This is a genomic window from Ruegeria sp. YKSD179 (assembly GCF_059612885.1).
In genome coordinates this window covers 50499-67878 of sequence record NZ_JBXWRL010000007.1, presented here as the reverse complement: position 1 = coordinate 67878, position 17380 = coordinate 50499, and the positions used below count along the sequence as shown (strand labels likewise).

At 52.5% G+C, this 17380-nt stretch carries 18 protein-coding genes; 13 read left to right on the top strand and 5 right to left on the bottom strand.

Annotation, left to right across the window (positions count from 1 at the left end):
- Positions 1-14 precede the first annotated feature (14 nt).
- The 7 genes from AC2FNE_RS06040 to AC2FNE_RS06010 all read left to right on the top strand — a co-directional run bounded on the left by AC2FNE_RS06040 (position 15) and on the right by AC2FNE_RS06010 (position 5113).
- Positions 15-464 (top strand): tellurite resistance TerB family protein, encoded by a 450-nt coding sequence (locus tag AC2FNE_RS06040; protein WP_170475821.1) that lies wholly within the window; start codon positions 15-17, stop codon positions 462-464.
- Between the two features lie 20 nt (positions 465-484).
- Positions 485-922: a tellurite resistance TerB family protein gene (locus AC2FNE_RS06035; RefSeq protein ID WP_170603815.1), complete on the top strand. Its 438-nt coding sequence runs from the start codon at positions 485-487 to the stop codon at positions 920-922.
- Positions 923-927: 5 nt separating this feature from the next.
- Positions 928-1671, top strand: coding sequence for a phosphate/phosphite/phosphonate ABC transporter substrate-binding protein (locus AC2FNE_RS06030; RefSeq protein WP_174823122.1), 744 nt, complete (start codon positions 928-930; stop codon positions 1669-1671).
- Between the two features lie 125 nt (positions 1672-1796).
- The gene (locus AC2FNE_RS06025; protein ID WP_170475827.1) at positions 1797-2573 is read left to right on the top strand and encodes an ABC transporter ATP-binding protein; all 777 of its coding nucleotides are present in this window, start codon (positions 1797-1799) and stop codon (positions 2571-2573) included.
- Positions 2574-2605: 32 nt separating this feature from the next.
- Complete coding sequence (locus AC2FNE_RS06020; protein WP_170475829.1) at positions 2606-3331, top strand: transporter substrate-binding domain-containing protein; 726 nt, start codon at positions 2606-2608, stop codon at positions 3329-3331.
- A gap of 91 nt (positions 3332-3422) precedes the next feature.
- On the top strand, positions 3423-4310 hold the full coding sequence (locus tag AC2FNE_RS06015; protein WP_170603817.1) for an ABC transporter permease: 888 nt from the start codon (positions 3423-3425) through the stop codon (positions 4308-4310).
- Complete coding sequence (locus tag AC2FNE_RS06010) at positions 4307-5113, top strand: ABC transporter permease (protein WP_170475833.1); 807 nt, start codon at positions 4307-4309, stop codon at positions 5111-5113. The genes AC2FNE_RS06015 and AC2FNE_RS06010 overlap by 4 nt, the downstream gene beginning before the upstream one ends.
- A gap of 20 nt (positions 5114-5133) precedes the next feature.
- Here the strand turns inward: AC2FNE_RS06010 and AC2FNE_RS06005 are convergent, their stop codons facing one another.
- A complete protein-coding gene (locus tag AC2FNE_RS06005; RefSeq protein WP_496804958.1) occupies positions 5134-5943 on the bottom strand; it encodes a M90 family metallopeptidase in 810 nt (269 codons plus the stop codon).
- 144 nt (positions 5944-6087) lie between these two features.
- On the opposite strand from AC2FNE_RS06005, the gene AC2FNE_RS06000 reads away from it, so the two are divergent.
- From AC2FNE_RS06000 to AC2FNE_RS05980, 5 genes are all read left to right on the top strand, one after another.
- Positions 6088-7407 carry a glutamine synthetase family protein gene (locus AC2FNE_RS06000; RefSeq protein WP_170603819.1) on the top strand — a complete coding sequence of 440 codons (1320 nt, stop codon included), beginning with the start codon at positions 6088-6090 and terminating at the stop codon, positions 7405-7407.
- A 58-nt stretch (positions 7408-7465) separates the two neighbouring features.
- Positions 7466-8146: a type 1 glutamine amidotransferase gene (locus tag AC2FNE_RS05995; protein WP_170610302.1), complete on the top strand. Its 681-nt coding sequence runs from the start codon at positions 7466-7468 to the stop codon at positions 8144-8146.
- Positions 8146-9504, top strand: coding sequence for a glutamine synthetase family protein (locus AC2FNE_RS05990; protein WP_170475841.1), 1359 nt, complete (start codon positions 8146-8148; stop codon positions 9502-9504). Before AC2FNE_RS05995 ends, AC2FNE_RS05990 begins: the two co-directional genes overlap by 1 nt.
- A gap of 11 nt (positions 9505-9515) precedes the next feature.
- The gene (locus AC2FNE_RS05985; RefSeq protein WP_437436811.1) at positions 9516-10820 is read left to right on the top strand and encodes an NAD(P)/FAD-dependent oxidoreductase; all 1305 of its coding nucleotides are present in this window, start codon (positions 9516-9518) and stop codon (positions 10818-10820) included.
- A gap of 112 nt (positions 10821-10932) precedes the next feature.
- Entirely contained in the window at positions 10933-12147 is a 1215-nt protein-coding gene (locus tag AC2FNE_RS05980) for a DegT/DnrJ/EryC1/StrS family aminotransferase (RefSeq protein ID WP_496804957.1), read from the top strand.
- Positions 12148-12150: 3 nt separating this feature from the next.
- Here the strand turns inward: AC2FNE_RS05980 and AC2FNE_RS05975 are convergent, their stop codons facing one another.
- From AC2FNE_RS05975 to AC2FNE_RS05960, 4 genes are all read right to left on the bottom strand, one after another.
- The gene (locus AC2FNE_RS05975; protein ID WP_496804956.1) at positions 12151-12912 is read right to left on the bottom strand and encodes a trypsin-like serine peptidase; all 762 of its coding nucleotides are present in this window, start codon (positions 12910-12912) and stop codon (positions 12151-12153) included.
- A 9-nt stretch (positions 12913-12921) separates the two neighbouring features.
- Entirely contained in the window at positions 12922-13476 is a 555-nt protein-coding gene (gene phaR / locus AC2FNE_RS05970) for a polyhydroxyalkanoate synthesis repressor PhaR (protein ID WP_170603824.1), read from the bottom strand.
- A gap of 135 nt (positions 13477-13611) precedes the next feature.
- Positions 13612-14058 carry a phasin family protein gene (locus AC2FNE_RS05965; RefSeq protein WP_170475848.1) on the bottom strand — a complete coding sequence of 149 codons (447 nt, stop codon included), beginning with the start codon at positions 14056-14058 and terminating at the stop codon, positions 13612-13614.
- Positions 14059-14189: 131 nt separating this feature from the next.
- Positions 14190-15992, bottom strand: coding sequence for a PHA/PHB synthase family protein (locus AC2FNE_RS05960; RefSeq protein ID WP_496804955.1), 1803 nt, complete (start codon positions 15990-15992; stop codon positions 14190-14192).
- Positions 15993-16103: 111 nt separating this feature from the next.
- Here AC2FNE_RS05960 and phaZ point away from each other — a divergent pair, with 111 nt between their 5' ends.
- The gene (gene phaZ, locus AC2FNE_RS05955; RefSeq protein ID WP_170603826.1) at positions 16104-17375 is read left to right on the top strand and encodes a polyhydroxyalkanoate depolymerase; all 1272 of its coding nucleotides are present in this window, start codon (positions 16104-16106) and stop codon (positions 17373-17375) included.
- Positions 17376-17380: the final 5 nt, after the last annotated feature.

Genomic DNA, 17380 nt, shown 5'->3' with positions numbered 1-17380 from the left:
GATAACCTGACCCTATGTTGAAAAAGTTCTTTCAGGCTTTTCGCCCGCCAGAGCACTCACATCTGCCGGACCCTGACGCTGAACTGGCATTAGGCGCGTTGATGGTGCGCGTCGCGCAAGCTGACCGTGACTATAAGCTTGAAGAAATCAGCCTTATTGACCGCATTTTGGCTCGCCTTTACCAACATAACGCCATCGAAGCTGCCAAGGTTCGCGCGACGTGTGAAAAGCTTCATGCCGCTGCGCCCGAAACCGACACATTCGGTAAGTTGATCCGCGAGATGACGGGGGAAAAGGAACGCTTGGCCGCACTGGATGCCTTGTGGGAGATTGTGTTGGCCGACGGCGACACCGACGAGGGCGAGGTCAAGATTGTAGAAGAAGCCCGTATTGCAATGGGGTTGAGTTTCAACGACAGCAAGGCCGCGCGTGAAAGGGTGCAATCGCGGTTGGAAGCAAGTTAAACCGGATCTATATCTCGCCCATGTTCAGTGATTTTCTATCTCGGCTTACTCAGCCAAAACCTGATCCGCTGGTCGACGATGACGCTCGTCTGGCCCTGACGGCTCTTTTGGTGCGCATCGCACGCTCTGATAATGATTATGCCGACACCGAAATGGCGCGTATTGATCGCATATCGGCCGAGCGATTTGGTCTATCTCCGTTCGAGGCCGCCGCATTGCGTTCGCAGGCGGAAGATCTTGAGGCCGAAGCGCCTGACACGGTTCGTTTCACTCGCGCGATAAAAGAAGCAGTGGCTTACAGCGACCGCCTCGGCGTAGTTCAAGCCATGTGGTCTGTTGTGCTGGCAGATGGACAGCGCACCGGCGAAGAGGATTCGCTGCTGCGTTTGGTGGTTAGTCTGCTGGGCGTTAGCGACGTTGACTCTGCTCTAGCCAGGCAAAAGGCGGCCAAGTCGTGATCGCGATGCTGGGCATGTACGACATGCCCGCCACGAAAGACGCAAATGACCGTTTCTGGAAGCTGATCCAAGGTCATCTTGGTTTCGGCCCGCAATATCTGACCCGGGACCGCGACTTTTGGGATGTTTGGCTGGACCCGGAATTACTGTTTGCCCAAACTTGCGGAATGCCATACCGGACGCGCCTGCATGAACAGGTAAAGCTTGTGGGCACACCAGACTATGCGCTACCGCATTGTCCACGGGGTCATTATTACTCGGTTCTGGTTGCCCGTACAAAAGACGGCCGGGAAATGAGAGAACTTGTTTCGGGTACATTTGCGTATAACGAAGGGCTTTCACAATCAGGCTGGGCCGCGCCTATTACCTATCTCTTGGATCAAAACCTAAAACCAGAGAAACTGCTGGAAACAGGAGCGCACGCTCTTTCAGCTCAGGCTGTGGTCGAAGGTCGTGCAGATTTCGCGTCTTTGGACGCACTGACATGGGCGCTGCTGACCGAACACTCAAACCTGGGGCAAACCCTGCGGGAAGTTGCAATAACGCCTCCTACCCCCGCGTTACCCTACATCACGGCCATCGGGCAGGACGCGGCATGCGTCGCGACGGCAGTAAGTGCAGCCATCAACGACCTTGCTGCATCCGATCGGCGGCTTCTGCACCTGAAGCGGCTGACACAAGTAACGCCCGCAGAGTATTTGGCCGTTCCCAACCCGCCCAAACCAAAGACATTGATGGCGCGAAACTGACAATTTTGAGCAAAACGTTTGGTCAATTTGGTGGTTTACGCGGTACATATTCTTATTTGCGCATTGCATTGGCTCGTTTTTTCGGCCCTAGTACCGCATCAACACAAACCACTCCGAGATTGCCAGTGACAGAAACCGACCCCGTTATCCAGATCAGAAACCTCCACAAAAGCTTTGGACATCTCGAAGTCCTCAAGGGCGTAGATATCACAGCTCATCGGGGCGACGTAGTTTCTTTGATCGGATCTTCGGGCTCAGGCAAATCCACGCTGTTGCGATGCTGCAATCTGCTGGAGGACAGTCAGGAAGGTGAAATTCTTTTCAAGGGCGAACCAGTGCGATGGAGCGGTAGCGGCAACAATCGCCGACCAGCAGACCCCAAACAAGTTCTGCGAATTCGCACAAATCTGTCGATGGTGTTCCAACAGTTCAACCTTTGGGCTCACATGACCATCCTTCAAAACGTTATGGAAGCACCAGTTACCGTTCTGGGTCGCGACAAGTCGGAAGTTGAAACCAGCGCGCGAAAGTACTTGGAGAAAGTGGGCATCGGTGACAAATGCGACGTATATCCAGCGCAATTGTCCGGCGGACAACAGCAGCGCGCGGCAATTGCAAGGGGGCTTTGCATGGAGCCCGAAGCATTGTTGTTTGACGAACCGACTTCTGCTTTGGACCCAGAACTTGAACAGGAAGTCATCAAAGTAATCAAGGATCTGGCTGCTGAAGGGCGCACGATGCTGATCGTGACCCATGATATGCAGATGGCTGCTGACATTTCTAGCCATGTGGTGTTCCTCCACCAAGGCAAAATCGAAGAGGAAGGACCTCCCAAAAACATCTTTACGAACCCCGAATCCGAACGGCTTCAGGGTTTTCTCTCCGCCACCAAGGCGGCATAACTTCAGGACAGAACCAAATAGGGGAGTAACAAATGAAAAACCTGATTCTGACCACTGCGGCGCTTGCGCTGACTGCCGGTATGTCCATGGCAGATACTGTGCGCATGGGTACCGAAGGCGCGTATCCTCCGTACAACTTCATCAATGACGCGGGCGAAATCGACGGTTTCGAACGTGAGTTGGGCGACGAGTTGTGCAAACGTGCCGAGCTAGAATGCGAGTGGGTAAAGAATGATTGGGACTCGATTATTCCAAACCTGGTTTCGGGAAACTACGACACGATCATCGCTGGCATGTCCATCACTGATGAGCGCGATGAAGTCATCGACTTCACCCAGAACTATATCCCACCAGCTGCTTCCGCTTACGTAGCTGCATCCGACGCGGCCGATCTGGAGGGCGGCGTGATTGCAGCCCAGACTGCAACGATTCAGGCAGGCCATGTCGCAGAAGGTGGCGCAACTCTTGTTGAGTTCGCAACGCCTGAAGAAACAATTGCCGCAGTTCGCAACGGCGAAGCTGACGCCGTGTTCGCCGATAAAGACTACCTGGTTCCGATCGTCGAAGAATCCGGTGGAGACCTGATTTTTGTTGGGGATGACGTTCCATTGGGTGGTGGCGTCGGAATGGGGCTTCGCGAATCCGACGGAGAATTGCGTGGCAAGTTTGACACCGCGATCGACTCGATGAAAGCTGATGGCACGCTAAACACCATGATCAAAAAATGGTTCGGCGAAAACGCTGTCGTTTATGACTGATACTTAACAACCGGCCTGTGCCCGGTTCGGGCACAGGCCATTGTACAATTCGAAGTGCCCAGTTTTTATACCCGCCTGCAGAGGCTTGTGAATGTTTTCCTATTGCACTGATCCCGATACGCTCGGCACACTCCGCTGGTTTTCGTGTTACCTGACAACAGGCGTTCATTGGTCGTTTTATGTATCCTTTTTAAAGGTGCTGCTCTTGCTCGCGGTGACTGCACCGGTGGCGCTTAGCTTTGGTTTCGTCGGCGCAATGGCTGCCCGCTCACATTTTCCACCGCTCAGTTGGCTTGGAAAAGGCTACATCGCGATTGTACGTGGTGTCCCGGACATCGCTTTTTTCCTCTTTTTTGTTATTGCCTTGGATCAGGGTTTTGAATGGATACGCCACAAGGTTCTTTGCCCTGATTGGACCGATTCGGTTCGGCAGGGAAACGATTTCCTTGTATGTCAGGCCGCGAAATTGCCCTTGGGCACAGCCCCTGAATGGGTTCACGAAACTTATGGCTTCTTCCTGGCTGTCATCACGTTTTCCATTGTTTTCGGCGCTTTTGCCGCCAACGTCTTGTTCGGCGGTATGCGTGCCGTGCCGCACGCCCAATTGGAAACAGCTGAAGCGTATGGGATGACGCGACGCCAAACCTTTTGGCGTATTCTCGTGCCACAGATGTGGGTTTATGCCCTGCCCGGCCTGTCAAACTTATGGATGGTTTTGATTAAGGCTACGCCCTTGCTGTTCCTTCTGGGCATCGAGGACATCGTCTATTGGGCGAGGGAGCTGGGAGGAACGAAAACGTCGAAATTTACGCAATACCCCCACGGCGACTGGCGCATGTGGTACTTTTTGTTTCTCCTGATTTTTTACCTTGGGATGACCCGTGTATCAGAACTCGGCCTGGAAAAGCTTATGCGTCGTCTGTCGCACGGTCAGGCCACATCTGGCGGTGAGCTTTTGCGCAAGGAGACCACTGCATGAGCTGTTTGCAAACCATTCAGGATTACGGCCTCCGTTCGATCGGTATCGGAGAACGCCTGCTGCCAAAAACCGATTTCACACTGTGTGAACAATTTACGCTGATCGGTTCCGGGATGATCTGGAATGTGTACTTCGGGCTCATGGCACTGGCGACAGGATTTTTTTTGGCGACGGCACTGGCCGTGGGCAAGGCTTCGCAAAACAAGTGGCTGCGCAAGCCGTCTGAGTGGTTCATATTCCTGTTCAGGGGTTCGCCACTGTTTATCCAGTTCTTTTTTGCATATTTCTTTTTTCTGTCTTTGAAGAAAACATATCCTCTTTTCGATGCGTTTACTTCAGCTTGGCTGGGCGCACTGATCGTGTTGTTTCTGAACACAGCGGCCTATTCAGGTGAAATTTTTTACGGCGCGCTGCGCTCAATCCCCAAAGGTGATATCGAGGCAGCGGACGCATATGGAATGTCCGGATGGTCACGGTTTCGAAGGGTCGTCTGGCCAACCATGCTGCGACTTGCCTGGCCCGCATATACAAATGAAGCGATTTTTCTGTTTCACGCGACGACTTTGGTGTTTTTCTCGGCATTCCCAGCGTGGCAACAGCGCGGAGACGCGTTGTATTACGCCAGCTATTTTGCGGATAAGACATTCAATCCTTTCATCCCTTACCCAATCCTGGCGTTTTACTTTATCTTGATGACGTTAGTCGTCATCTGGTGCTTTGGATTAGTGAACAAACGCCTGAACCGACATCTGCCAGCTGCCAAAAAAGCAAAGATGCGCCTTCGGCTAAATCTTGCGCGCTGAACATACTTTGCAAGCGATCTTTATTGCCATGTGGCCGGATCAAGGTGAAACAACTGCGACAGCTGAGCATACACCTCGGGCACGGATTTCTTTAAGCCCAATGGTCGCTCAAAGAAAACCTCTACCGAAACTGCAAAGAACTCCTCGTGGCCTTCGGCACCATAAGGGTCGATAACAGTGGATGAACCTTTCTCAACTGCTTGGACATGCGCTTTGTACGCGGTCAAAAATACCCGCTCCCACTCGGCAAAACTTTGTCCTTTGGCGAGCACCGGAACTCCATTAGTGCCACCGGAAAGATCATCGATTTGGTGGGCGAATTCGTGAAATACGACGTTGTGCCCATCGTGGTCGTTCAGCGCACCCTGCTCGCTGTGAGCCCATGACAGGATCACTGGTCCGCGATCCCAACTTTCTCCGGTTCTGACGATCTCCTTTTCTGTTACGACATATCCTGAATGTCTTCGTTGGCGCGATTTAAAGGCATTTGGATAAATAAGAACCGTCGTTAGATTGTCGTACCATAGGTCACTGTTAACAATTAGCAGGCAGGCTTGCGCTGCGATCGAAAGCTGCATGTCTTCGGTAACTTCCAGCCCATCGCAGCCGTAAAAATCGACTTGTTCCAGAAACAGGTTCACTTTGCCGTCCAATTTGGCACGTAGATCTGATGGTAGCTTTCGGACTATAGGCACATGAGCTTGGATAATCGCCTGATCGCGATCAGAAAGCGGTGTCGACAGCAGCCGCGACCTGATTTGCGATCTGGACCAATACCGATAGCTCGAGAAAGCCCCGATAAGCATTAATATGACAAGAACAACGTACATGCACAAACCATAGACCGAGCTAGACTGAGAGGAAATTCATTTAGTCAGGTCCATTCAGTTACCGTATCCAAAATTTGATCAAATTCCGTGACATCCCTCGTCGGCTCCTTTAAACCAGTCAAAAGAAGTCCGACGGAGGTTTCTATGGACCTGAGCAGCCTGCACACTTTCCGCGTGGCGGCTTGTGACCTGAACGGTCAGATGCGCGGTAAGCGTGTTCCCCCATCTTATGCGCCCAAATTGGAAAAGGGCGTGGTGCGTATGCCGTTTTCAGCCCTTAATGTCGACCTTTGGGGAGCCGACATAGATGGAAGCCCGCTGGTATTCGAAAGCGGGGATGCCGATGGTGTATTGCTGCCCACGGACCGTGGGCCGGTGCCGATGCCCTGGCTCGATACGCCGACAGCGCTTATCCCGATGGGATTGTATGACGACAATGGAACTCCATTTTCCGGCGACCCGCGACACGCCCTGGCGAGTATCCTGTCTCGTTATGCAAAGCGAGGTTGGTCGGTTATCGCTGCGACGGAGTTAGAGTTTACCCTACTTGACGCTTCGGGCTCTCAACCAAAGCCTCCACTGAACCCGGTGACAGGACGTCGCCTCAGTGACGAAGCCGTTCTATCCATAGCGCAGATGGATGCCTTCGACTCCTTTTTCACCGATCTATACGATGGATGTGCGGCGATGGGCATCCCGGCGCAAACCGCTATCTCAGAGAGTGGAATTGGCCAATTCGAGATCAACCTGAGCCATCAGGATGCATTGCGCTGTGCAGATGATACGTGGCTTTTCAAAGCCTTGACACGTGGTCTTGCACGGAAACACGGGTTTACCGCTACGTTCATGGCAAAACCGTACGCTGACGACGCAGGCAATGGTATGCATGTCCATTTCTCGGTCACCGACGGGAGCGGGCGCAATGTTTTCGATAATGGAGGACCTGACGGTACTGAAATCCTACGTGCGGCTGTGGCGGGGTGTCTCTCGGCAATGCCTGGAAGCACGCTGATTTTTGCACCTCACGGAAATTCATATACTCGGCTTGTCCCAGGTGCACATGCACCGACCGGGGCCAGCTGGGCTTATGAAAACCGAACAGCGGCGATCCGCATACCGGGCGGAGCCCCTGCGGCGAGACGGATAGAACATCGTGTCGCGGGTGGCGATATAAACCCTTACCTGATGTTAACCGCTGTGCTGGGTGCAGCCTTAGTTGGTATCGAGGATGATCTTCGTCCCCCTCCCCCGATCAAAGGCAACGCCTATGAACTGGACGGCGTTCCACAATTGGCAGGTGATTGGAAATCCTCCATCGCCGCGTTCGAAACCGATCCGATCATCACCCGTATCTTTTCCAAGGAACTGGTGCGCAATTTGGCAATGACCAAACGACAGGAAATAGCCCGCTTTTCGGACCGGCCTTCGGACGAGCACTGGCTCAGCTATCTTGAAGCCGTATGATCCCCTTGCCCGACCAATGGGAGTCGGTTAGAATAAATTTGATCAAATTTGGTGACCCATGAAAATTGGCATTCTGGTAACAGGCCACCCCCCGGACGAACTCTACGACCAATTCGGCGAATATGATGGAATGTTCCGCGCCTTGCTGGACGGCAATAACTTTGAGTTTGCAACCTACAACGTAGTCGACAACCAATTTCCAAAATCAGCAGAACAGGCAGATGGCTGGATCATCACTGGTTCGCGGCACGGTGCATACGAAGATCACCCTTGGATTCCGCCATTGGAGAATTTGATCCGTGAAATCCGCGACATGGGCAAGCCTTTGATTGGCGTTTGTTTTGGTCATCAAATCATAGCTCAGGCTTTAGGTGGTAAAGTTGAAAAATTTAACGGAGGCTGGTCCGTTGGACGAACGGAATACGACCACGACGGACAAACCGTAACACTAAATGCGTGGCATCAGGATCAGGTCGTAGAACTTCCCAGCGGTGCGCGTGTGACCGGTGCCAATGAGTTCTGCAAATACGCGATGGTCGCTTACGGTGACACTATCTGGACGGTTCAAGCACACCCGGAATATGGCGATGACTTTATCCAGGGTTTAATAGAAACCCGCGGCAAGGGCCTCGTCCCTGATGAATTGATGATAGCCGCTGCAAATCGAGCAGGCGGGCCAGATGATAACGCGAAAATCGGACAACATATGGCCTCGTTCCTGAAGAAAGTGAGGGCCTGATGGCCGATTGGACAGACCAGCTGCCGCAGGCAGCCCGCAATTATCTGGATGGCAAACGTCTGGATGAAGTCGAATGCATCATTTCCGACCTTCCCGGCATCGCAAGAGGTAAAGCCGTTCCTGCGACAAAATTCGCGCGGCAATCCTATTTTTATCTGCCCGATAGCATTTTTTATCAGACTATAACCGGCGACTGGGGCGAAGCCGCAGGAGAAGATGGGTTCATCGAGCGGGACATGATCCTGAAACCTGATTTTTCCACCGCTTCTGCCGCTCCTTGGACGGGCGACTGGACATTGCAAGTTATCCACGACGCTTATGACCGCGAAGGAGAGGCAATCCCATACAGCCCCCGCAATGTCCTAAAGCGGGTCGTGCAACTGTATCGCGACAAGGGTTGGAACCCTATCGTAGCGCCCGAGATGGAGTTCTTTCTTGTGGCCCGAAATGTCGACCCTGCGCAGGGTATCGAACCAATGATGGGCCGTTCGGGGCGACCTGCTGCGGCACGTCAGGCGTATTCGATGACCGCCGTTGATGAATTTGGCCCCGTAATCGACGATATTTATGATTTTGCCGAACATCAGGGGTTCGAAATAGATGGCATCACACAAGAGGGCGGCGCTGGTCAGTTGGAAATCAACCTGCGCCACGGCGATCCGGTAAAGCTGGCAGACGAAGTTTTTTACTTCAAACGCCTGATCCGCGAAGCAGCACTGCGCCACAATTGTTTTGCCACCTTTATGGCCAAACCAATCGAAGATGAGCCGGGTTCGGCGATGCATATTCATCATTCGATTACAGACGTTGATACCGGCCAGAACATTTTCTCGGGACCACAGGGGGGCGAAACAGATGCCTTCTATAACTTTATCGCAGGCCTTCAAAACCACCTGCCCGCAGGTCTCGCAGTCATGGCACCTTATGTTAATTCATATCGCCGATACGTTAAGGATCACGCCGCGCCCATCAATCTGGAATGGGCTCGAGATAATCGTACTACAGGAATTCGTATCCCGCTTTCCGGCCCCGAAGCGCGACGGATTGAGAACCGCATCGCCGGAATGGACTGCAACCCATATCTGGGCATCGCCGTATCGCTGGCCTGCGGCTACTTAGGTCTGGTCAATCAGGAACGTCCGCGCAAGCAGTTCTATGGCGATGCTTACGAAGGTGAAGGTGACATCCCCCAAGTCATGGGTAATGCGCTGGACCTTTTTGACGGGGCCGAAGCGTTGCACGAGGTTTTAGGCCCTGAATTCGCGCGGGTTTATGGGATCGTCAAGCGTTCGGAATACGAAGAGTTCCTGCAGGTTATCTCTCCTTGGGAACGAGAGCACCTGTTGTTGAATGTATAACCATGTCCTCCCTGAACCTTCTTTATTCGAATGATCGCAAGGCTGAGTTTCCGCCCAGTTGGTATTCGGCAACAGCCAACCAGATCCAACGTTTTCCTGCGCTAAAAGGCGACACCACCGCGGATGTCTGCGTCATTGGCGGCGGGTACACTGGACTGTCAGCCGCGCTTCACTTGGCCGAGGCCGGATATGACGTAGTTCTTCTGGAGGCTCATCGTGTTGGCTTTGGCGCATCTGGCCGCAACGGTGGTCAATTGGGAAGCGCTCAGCGGATGGATCAGGAAGACCTGGAAAATCTAGTCGGGGAATCGGACGCTGCAAAGCTCTGGCACCTGGCGGAAGATGCCAAAGAACTAGTCAAATCACTGATAAAAAAACACAAAATTGACTGTGATCTCAAACCTGGCATTGCGGCGCTGGGATTTAGCGATTCAGAACGTCGTGACCTGCACGACCATGCTGCGCACCTGTCCGGGAAATACGGTTACGACCAGATCGAGTTGCTGGATGCGGATGCCGGGCATGCACTGTGTCCCTCACCAACATACAAAGGCGGCTATTTGGATATGGGCGCCGCGCATCTTCATCCACTGAACTATGCCCTCGGACTCGCGCAAGCTGCTGCCAGAGCCGGTGCACGGATTCATGAAGAAACCGAGGTGCAGAATATCAGTGAAGGCAGTCGCGTAGTTGTCCAATCTGAAACTGGGCAGATTAAGGCGGATAACGTAATCCTCGCGTGCAATGGGTATCTCGGAAATCTGAACCATCGGGTCGCATCACGTGTAATGCCGATCAACAACTTCATCGCCGCCACAGAGCCTTTGGGTGCCGACACTCAAAAAGTTCTAATGCGTGATGTAGCAGTTGCGGACACAAAATTCGTGGTGAATTATTTCCGGCTTAGCGCTGACGGGCGTTTGCTGTTTGGCGGCGGCGAAAGCTATGGTTATCGGTTTCCAAACGACATCGCAGGCAAGGTTCGCAAACCAATGACTGAGATATTTCCCCATCTTCATGACGTTCGTATCGAATATGCCTGGGGCGGGACATTGGCTATTACGATGCGACGCATGCCTTATTTGACGCGGCTGGCCGACAATATCTTGTCCGCGTCCGGATATTCCGGTCACGGCGTCGGCACAGCGACCCATGCTGGGCAATTGATGGCATTGGCAATCCAGGGTCAGGCTGAAGGTTTCGACACATTGGCCCGTGTGCCAACGCTCCCTTTTCCTGGCGGTCCCGCGCTACGCAGCCCTTTGCTGGTACTTGCCATGACTTGGTACGCGATGCGCGACCGGTTGGGGGTTTGAGCCAATCAAATGCTACATTTAGGTGAAATTTCGCCGAGTGGGTGAATGAGGTCTTGGCTTGAGACCCGTCTGGCTTTATCTTTTCCAAAGGTAGAATTTGGGAATTCCTAATATGACGCTTCCTCCAAACGTCCATGACGCCGAACCCATCCCAGCCACAGCCCGAGACGCAATCGACGCATTGATGCAGTCTGGTGACCTTTTCCGTTACACAGCGCCACAAGATGCTCCGGTGGCGCTGTTGGAGGCAGAGTTTGCTGAACTGTTGGGTACAAAGTACGCGCTGGCAGTTTCTTCTTGCTCGGCTGCTTTGTTTCTGTCCCTAAAGGCGTTGAACCTGCCGCGTGATGCGCGGGTTTTGATCCCTGGCTTTACATTTGCCGCCGTACCCTCATCAGTCGTCCACGCCGACTGTATTCCTGTTTTGTGCGAAGTTGGCGCAAACTACCGTGTAGATATGGCGGATTTCGCCGCCAAACTAGACGATGTTCAAGCTGTCATCATCAGCCATATGCGCGGCCATACCTCGGATATGGATGCCATTATGGAATTGTGCGACGAACGCAATATTCCAGTAATCGAAGACGCCGCGCATTCGCTGGGGACTACATGGCACGGTCGAAACATCGGGACAATCGGTAGAATCGGCTGTTTTTCGTTTCAGTCCTACAAGATGATAAATGCCGGTGAAGGCGGCATCATGATCACCGATGACCCAGAACTGATAGCGCGTGCAGTCATAATGTCCGGCGCCTACGAGCATAATTGGAAAAAGCACAAAGGACCGCACGGCGAAAACTCTCATGAGCTTGAGCATGCCTTTGCAAACTGGCAAAATCATTTACCGCTGTACAACTTGCGAATGAGCAACCTGAGCGCGGCTGTGATCCGGCCACAGATGCCCGAACTTGCCCGTCGGGTACGGGATGGTTTGGCCAATCACGACTATGTCGCTCACCGCCTGAATGGTTCGCCTTACATTGATGTGCCGGCTCCGCTCGCGCCAGAACAACGCGCGCCGGATTCCATCCAATTCAATCTGGTCGGTATGGAAGAGGCCGACATTCGTGCCTTTGCTGCTGCGGCGGAAGGTCGAGGCGTCAAGGTTCAGGTTTTCGGCCTAAGCGAAGACAATGCCCGCGCGTTTTGGAATTGGAAATTCCTGCCGGAACAAGTGGACTTGCCTCAAACACGGGAAATGCTGATGAAAGCCTGTGACGTTCGTCTTCCTGTGCGCCTAACTCGTGACGAGTTGGATTTAATAGCCGATATTTTGTTGGCATCAGTGGCCGAGGTGACTGGTCCAGTGCCAGTTTATGGTACCTGAGCCTTATTGCGCGGTCACAGCAAACAAATCGACAGACAAGAACATAGCGTCGATCCCTTGAGGGGTTGGCGCTATGCGCGAAAGGATGCCTGCTACGGCCAATCCAGTTTCTGTTTGCACCAATAGGGGCGCGCCTGAATCACCCATCATCACAGGACAAATGGCTGTTAGCACGTCTTTGGTCAGCGGACGATGAACACATTCAGGAGTTCGACTTAGAACATGAGGGCGAAGCCCGGGATAGCCTGCGACGAAAGTCGGCTGTGCTTCCGGCTTTACCAACGGCAGGTATCCCACCTTCTGCCCGATTGGATCTTGTAACGTCAACACGGCCCAATCCCGGTTGGCGCGATTATCAAAGGCTCCGTCCTGACCTTGATCTGGAGCAAGCCGATAATCTTCAACAAATGAAAATTCCGAATACTCCCCGCGCTGATAGCCAGCGGCGAAGCGCATACTGGCCGGAGGAATCCATCGCTTACGCGCGCCGTTGTACAGGCAATGTGCTGCAGTTAGGACGTGGCGTTCAGATACAAGAACACCCGTACAATGGGATCGTTGGCTCTGGCTGGCGAAATTTACCCGTCCAATGGCACGCCATGGCGCTGTCGAAGCATCCAATATCTCACGGGCGCGTATATCTTCGCACCCTGCTTGCGCGTTAGCGCCAAGAGTACACACAGGTTCCCAAACCGTGGAATATGTACCCTGAGCTAACGCTGGCCCTGAAAAAAGCGACGCCGCAATTAGGGCAAGCAGACGCACTTCGTGAACTCAGCTAAGCTTGGACAGTTTTTGCTGCAATTCGGCCAGTTGCTTTTTAATGTCATCCAGGTCTTCCTTCGGTTGAGCCTCTGAAGAGTCTTCGTCACCCGGACCTGACCAACCTCCCGACAAGCCTCCTGTCATCGCTTTCAAAAAGGCCTGCTGCTGCGCTTGCATTGCCTCGAAACCCGGCATTTGGGACATTGGATTCATTGCGTTCATATTTTCCATCATCTTGGCCTGACTTTCACGCAACATTTCAAACGAGCTCTGTAAAAACTGCGGCATCATACCCCCACCTGGCAGCATGTAGCTGCGCACCAAGTCGTTTAGTACGTTAACCGGCAGAACATTTTCGCCGCGGCTTTCATGTTCCGCAATGATTTGTAGAAGGTACTGCCGCGTCAGGTCGTCACCAGTTTTCAGATCGATGATCTGAACCTCGCGTCCGTCGCGGATAAAGCCAGCAATGTCTTCGAGTGTGACATAATCGCTGGTCTCGGTGTTATACAGCCGCCGACTGGCATACCGTTTGATCAACAGCGGATTTTCTTGTTCTGACACCGTTTACCCTCCCCAAGGATGATGCATTGCAGCACAGATTATGCGAGTGCAGAACAAAAAGAAAGGGCAGGTCAAAGGACCTGCCCAGCACGATTGCACCGAATGGGAGGGATGGGTGCGGATCGCGTACTTACCTTACTTGGCAGCAGTTGCTTTTTTGGCAGCAGCTGTGACCTCGTTGGTTGCTTTCTTGACAGCAGCGGTTGCGTCTTCTGCTGCGTTCTTGCCAGCGGCCATCAGAAGCTCGACGGTTTCGGTCTGCACTTTTTTCGCGATTTCGGCGAAGGCAGCCATGTTCTCAGCCGCCACTTCGGCCGATGCGCTGGCAAAATCTGTTGCAGCTTTGGCGTAGTCAGCAGGCTCAGCCTTTGCTTTGGATACTTCGGTCAGCTTGGCCAGCGTTTCCTTGGTCCACTTGTTCGAAATCTCTGCCGACTTTTCAGCCGCGTCCAGAGCAACACCCGACAGCTTTTCGTTCAACGAAGCGGTCGATTTGAATGCGTCTTCCAGAGCGCCGGTGTCCACCGGAAATGCGCCCATCATGTCTTTCATGACTGCGGTAAAGTCTTGGGTCTTTGCCATTGTCTCAATCCTCTTAGCCGGTCCGGGCCCACCCCGGTTTTCATCAGCTTGAGGACAATATGTATGCCGCATCGCAGCATTTCAAGTATTTTTTGCTGCGATGCAGAAAATATTAAAATATTGAAATAAATTCAGCGGCTTGCCTTGACCAAAACATAAGTTCCAGGCGCGGGTCCTAAAGAAAGATGTTCCGAATCACCTGCTTCACGGGCTGGCACTTGTTTTCCGGATCGCTTTTTTAACCAGGCTTCCCACAACGGCCACCAGGATCCTTCATGAAAGTCGGCTTCTTTCAACCAGGTTTCGGCGTCGGCCTTCATATCCGGATTGATATAGTGACCATATTTCTTCTTACTGGGTGGGTTCACGATCCCTGCGATATGACCGGATTCTGAGACGACAAAGGTCTTGGACCGGGACCCCATTTGTTGAACTCCGCGATAGCAATCTTTCCATGCGGCGATGTGATCGGTTTCGCATGTAATCGCCATTAACGGCACATCTACATCCTTGATGTGCAGTTTATGACCCAGCATCTTGAATCCATCGCTGACGAAATCATTGCTTTGGCACAAGCCCCGCAGATATTGCATCGCCATGCGCCCGGGAAGGTTAGCGCCGTCACCATTCCAAAATAGCAGATCGAAGGCAGGTGGCGTCTCGCCCATCATGTAGCTGCGGATCGCGGGGGTATAGATTAGATCCGTGGAACGCAAAAAAGACATGGTGCGCCCGATGATCCAAGCCTTTAGGATGCCGTCCCGATTAACCTGTTCTTCAATGCCATTCACAAAATCGTTTTGCAGAAACGGGGTGAATTCCCCCTGCTCGCCAAAATCTGTCAATGTAGTGAAGAAAGTGGCGGACTTAATCGATTTGTCACCACGCTTTTTCATAAGAGAAAGGGTCAGGCTGAGCGTCGTTCCGGCAATGCAGTACCCAACGGCATTGATCTGTTTCACGTTGCAGATCTTCTTGACCTCGGAAATCGCGGTTAGATAGCCCTCTTCAATATAGTCTTCCAACCCAATGTCAGCGTGTGAGCTGTCTGCATTTACCCAGCTGACAACAAATATTGTATAGCCCTGTTCAGTCACCCATTTGATCAGGCTGTTTTGCGCCTTTAAATCCAGAATGTAGAACTTGTTGATCCAAGGTGGGAACAAAACAATCGGCGTCTCGTGTACCATTTCGGTTGCCGGTTTGTACTGAATCAATTCCATCATTTGATTGCGGAAAACCACGTCACCCGGTGTCGTAGCTATGTTTCCACCAACCTGAAAGGCAGTTTCATCCGCGAGTTTAACCACCAGTTCTCCATCATTCGCTTCTAAGTCCGAGACCAAGTTTTCCAGACCTTTGATCAAGGATTGCCCTTCTGTTTCGACCGCCCTTTCCAGCGCGTCAGGGTTGGTCGCCAGAAAATTCGTGGGCGCCATCATGTCGATTATCTGTTGGGAAAAGTACCTCAAGCGCTGAAGATCCTTTTGATCAAGGTCATCCACCGAAGCGACTGCTTGCTCAATCGCTTGGGCATTGGTTTGGTACTGCTGACGAATAAAGCGAAAATAGGGGTTGGTTTCCCACATTGGATTGGAAAACCGCCGATCTTTTGGGGCATTGTCGTCGTCTTCAACTTCACCAGTTGTCAAAGCTTGCTGCGCCTCAGCAAAATTCAATACTGATTTTCCCCAAAACTCTATCTGTTGTTCCAACAACTTGGCGGGGTTCTGCCATGCATCTGCCCAATATGCAGTTGCTGCCTTTGCAAAAAGCTCTTGATTCGGGCCGTCCAAAGCAGGGGTGTGACCTTTTTTTCCAGCCATCACTTCGACCAGCCGCTTAGACAAAGCCTCGACCTTTTCCAAATTTTCTTTAAGTCGATCAATATGTTCTTCGGTCATTTCAGGCGTTTGGCCATCGCTAGTTGTCATTTTAACAATTCCCCCCTAACTTTGCTGCCATGCAGAATAACGTCGTCCTCGTTGTAGGGCAAAGCGACGAATGGCCCGAATTTTCAGGCTGACACCCAGGAGGCCCGTCTTATGCGCTACATGATGACATATGACATGATGGAAACCATTCGTAACACCAATCAATGGCTTGGTGCTACGGCCAGCGCGATTGCCTCGTACCCTCAGTTTTCGATGGTTCCAAATCCGGCTTTCAACTGGATGGCGGCGTGGGGTGAGGTTACTGAAAGAACATTTCAGCGCATGGTCGCAAAACCGGACTGGGGGATCCGTACCTTTACATGCGAGGACGGAAAAGACCATTTGGTAGAAGCGACCACAGTACTTGAACGTCCTTTTGGAGATCTCGTCCATTTTCGAGTCAATGGCCGAGAGGAACAACCACGCAAGGTTTTGCTGGTTGCCCCAATGTCCGGTCACTACGCCACCCTTTTGCGCTCGACGGTCAAAAGTTTGCTGGTCGATTGCGAGGTCTACATCACAGACTGGCATAATGCGCGGGACATTCCTGTGTCCGAAGGCAAGTTCGATGTAGAAGACTACACCCTCTATCTTGTCGATTTTATGAAAGAGCTCGGGCCGGAAACACACGTTGTTGCGGTCTGTCAGCCTGCCCCCCTAGCACTCGCGGCCACAGCCTATCTGGCGGAATTGGATCCACAGGCTCAACCCAGCACGCTGACCCTGATCGGTGGGCCGGTCGATCCTGACGCGACCCCAACAGAAGTAACCGATTTCGGACGGCGCGTAACCATGGGGCAACTTGAAGAGACAATGATCCAGAGGGTCGGCTTCAAGTACAAGGGTGTTGGACGGATGGTCTATCCAGGCCTGTTGCAGCTTGCTTCATTCATGTCAATGAATGCCGAACGTCATAGCAAGGCGTTTTCCAATCAAATTCATAGGGTTATTCGAGGTGAGGCTTCGGATCAGGACGCGCATAACCGGTTCTACGACGAATACCTAGCCGTAATGGATATGACCGCCGAATTTTACCTGTCCACTGTCGAGCGTATCTTTAAAGAACGTGAAATTGCCCAAAACGAATTTGTCGTTGACGGTCACAAGGTCGACATTGGCAAAATCACCGATGTTGCGGTCAAAACTGTCGAGGGTGCGAATGACGACATCTCGGCCCCAGGACAATGTATCGCAGCATTAGAATTGTGTTCTGGTCTTCCCCAAAACAAAAAAGCCAGCCACGTCGAGCCGGGCGCAGGACATTACGGTATATTCGCGGGTCGCAGCTGGCGTGACAACATCCGCCCACTGGTCATCGAATTCATGAATGAAAACAGCCGCAAACCTAAGCGTCGCGCCGCAAACAAGAACAAGGTTGCATAATAGTC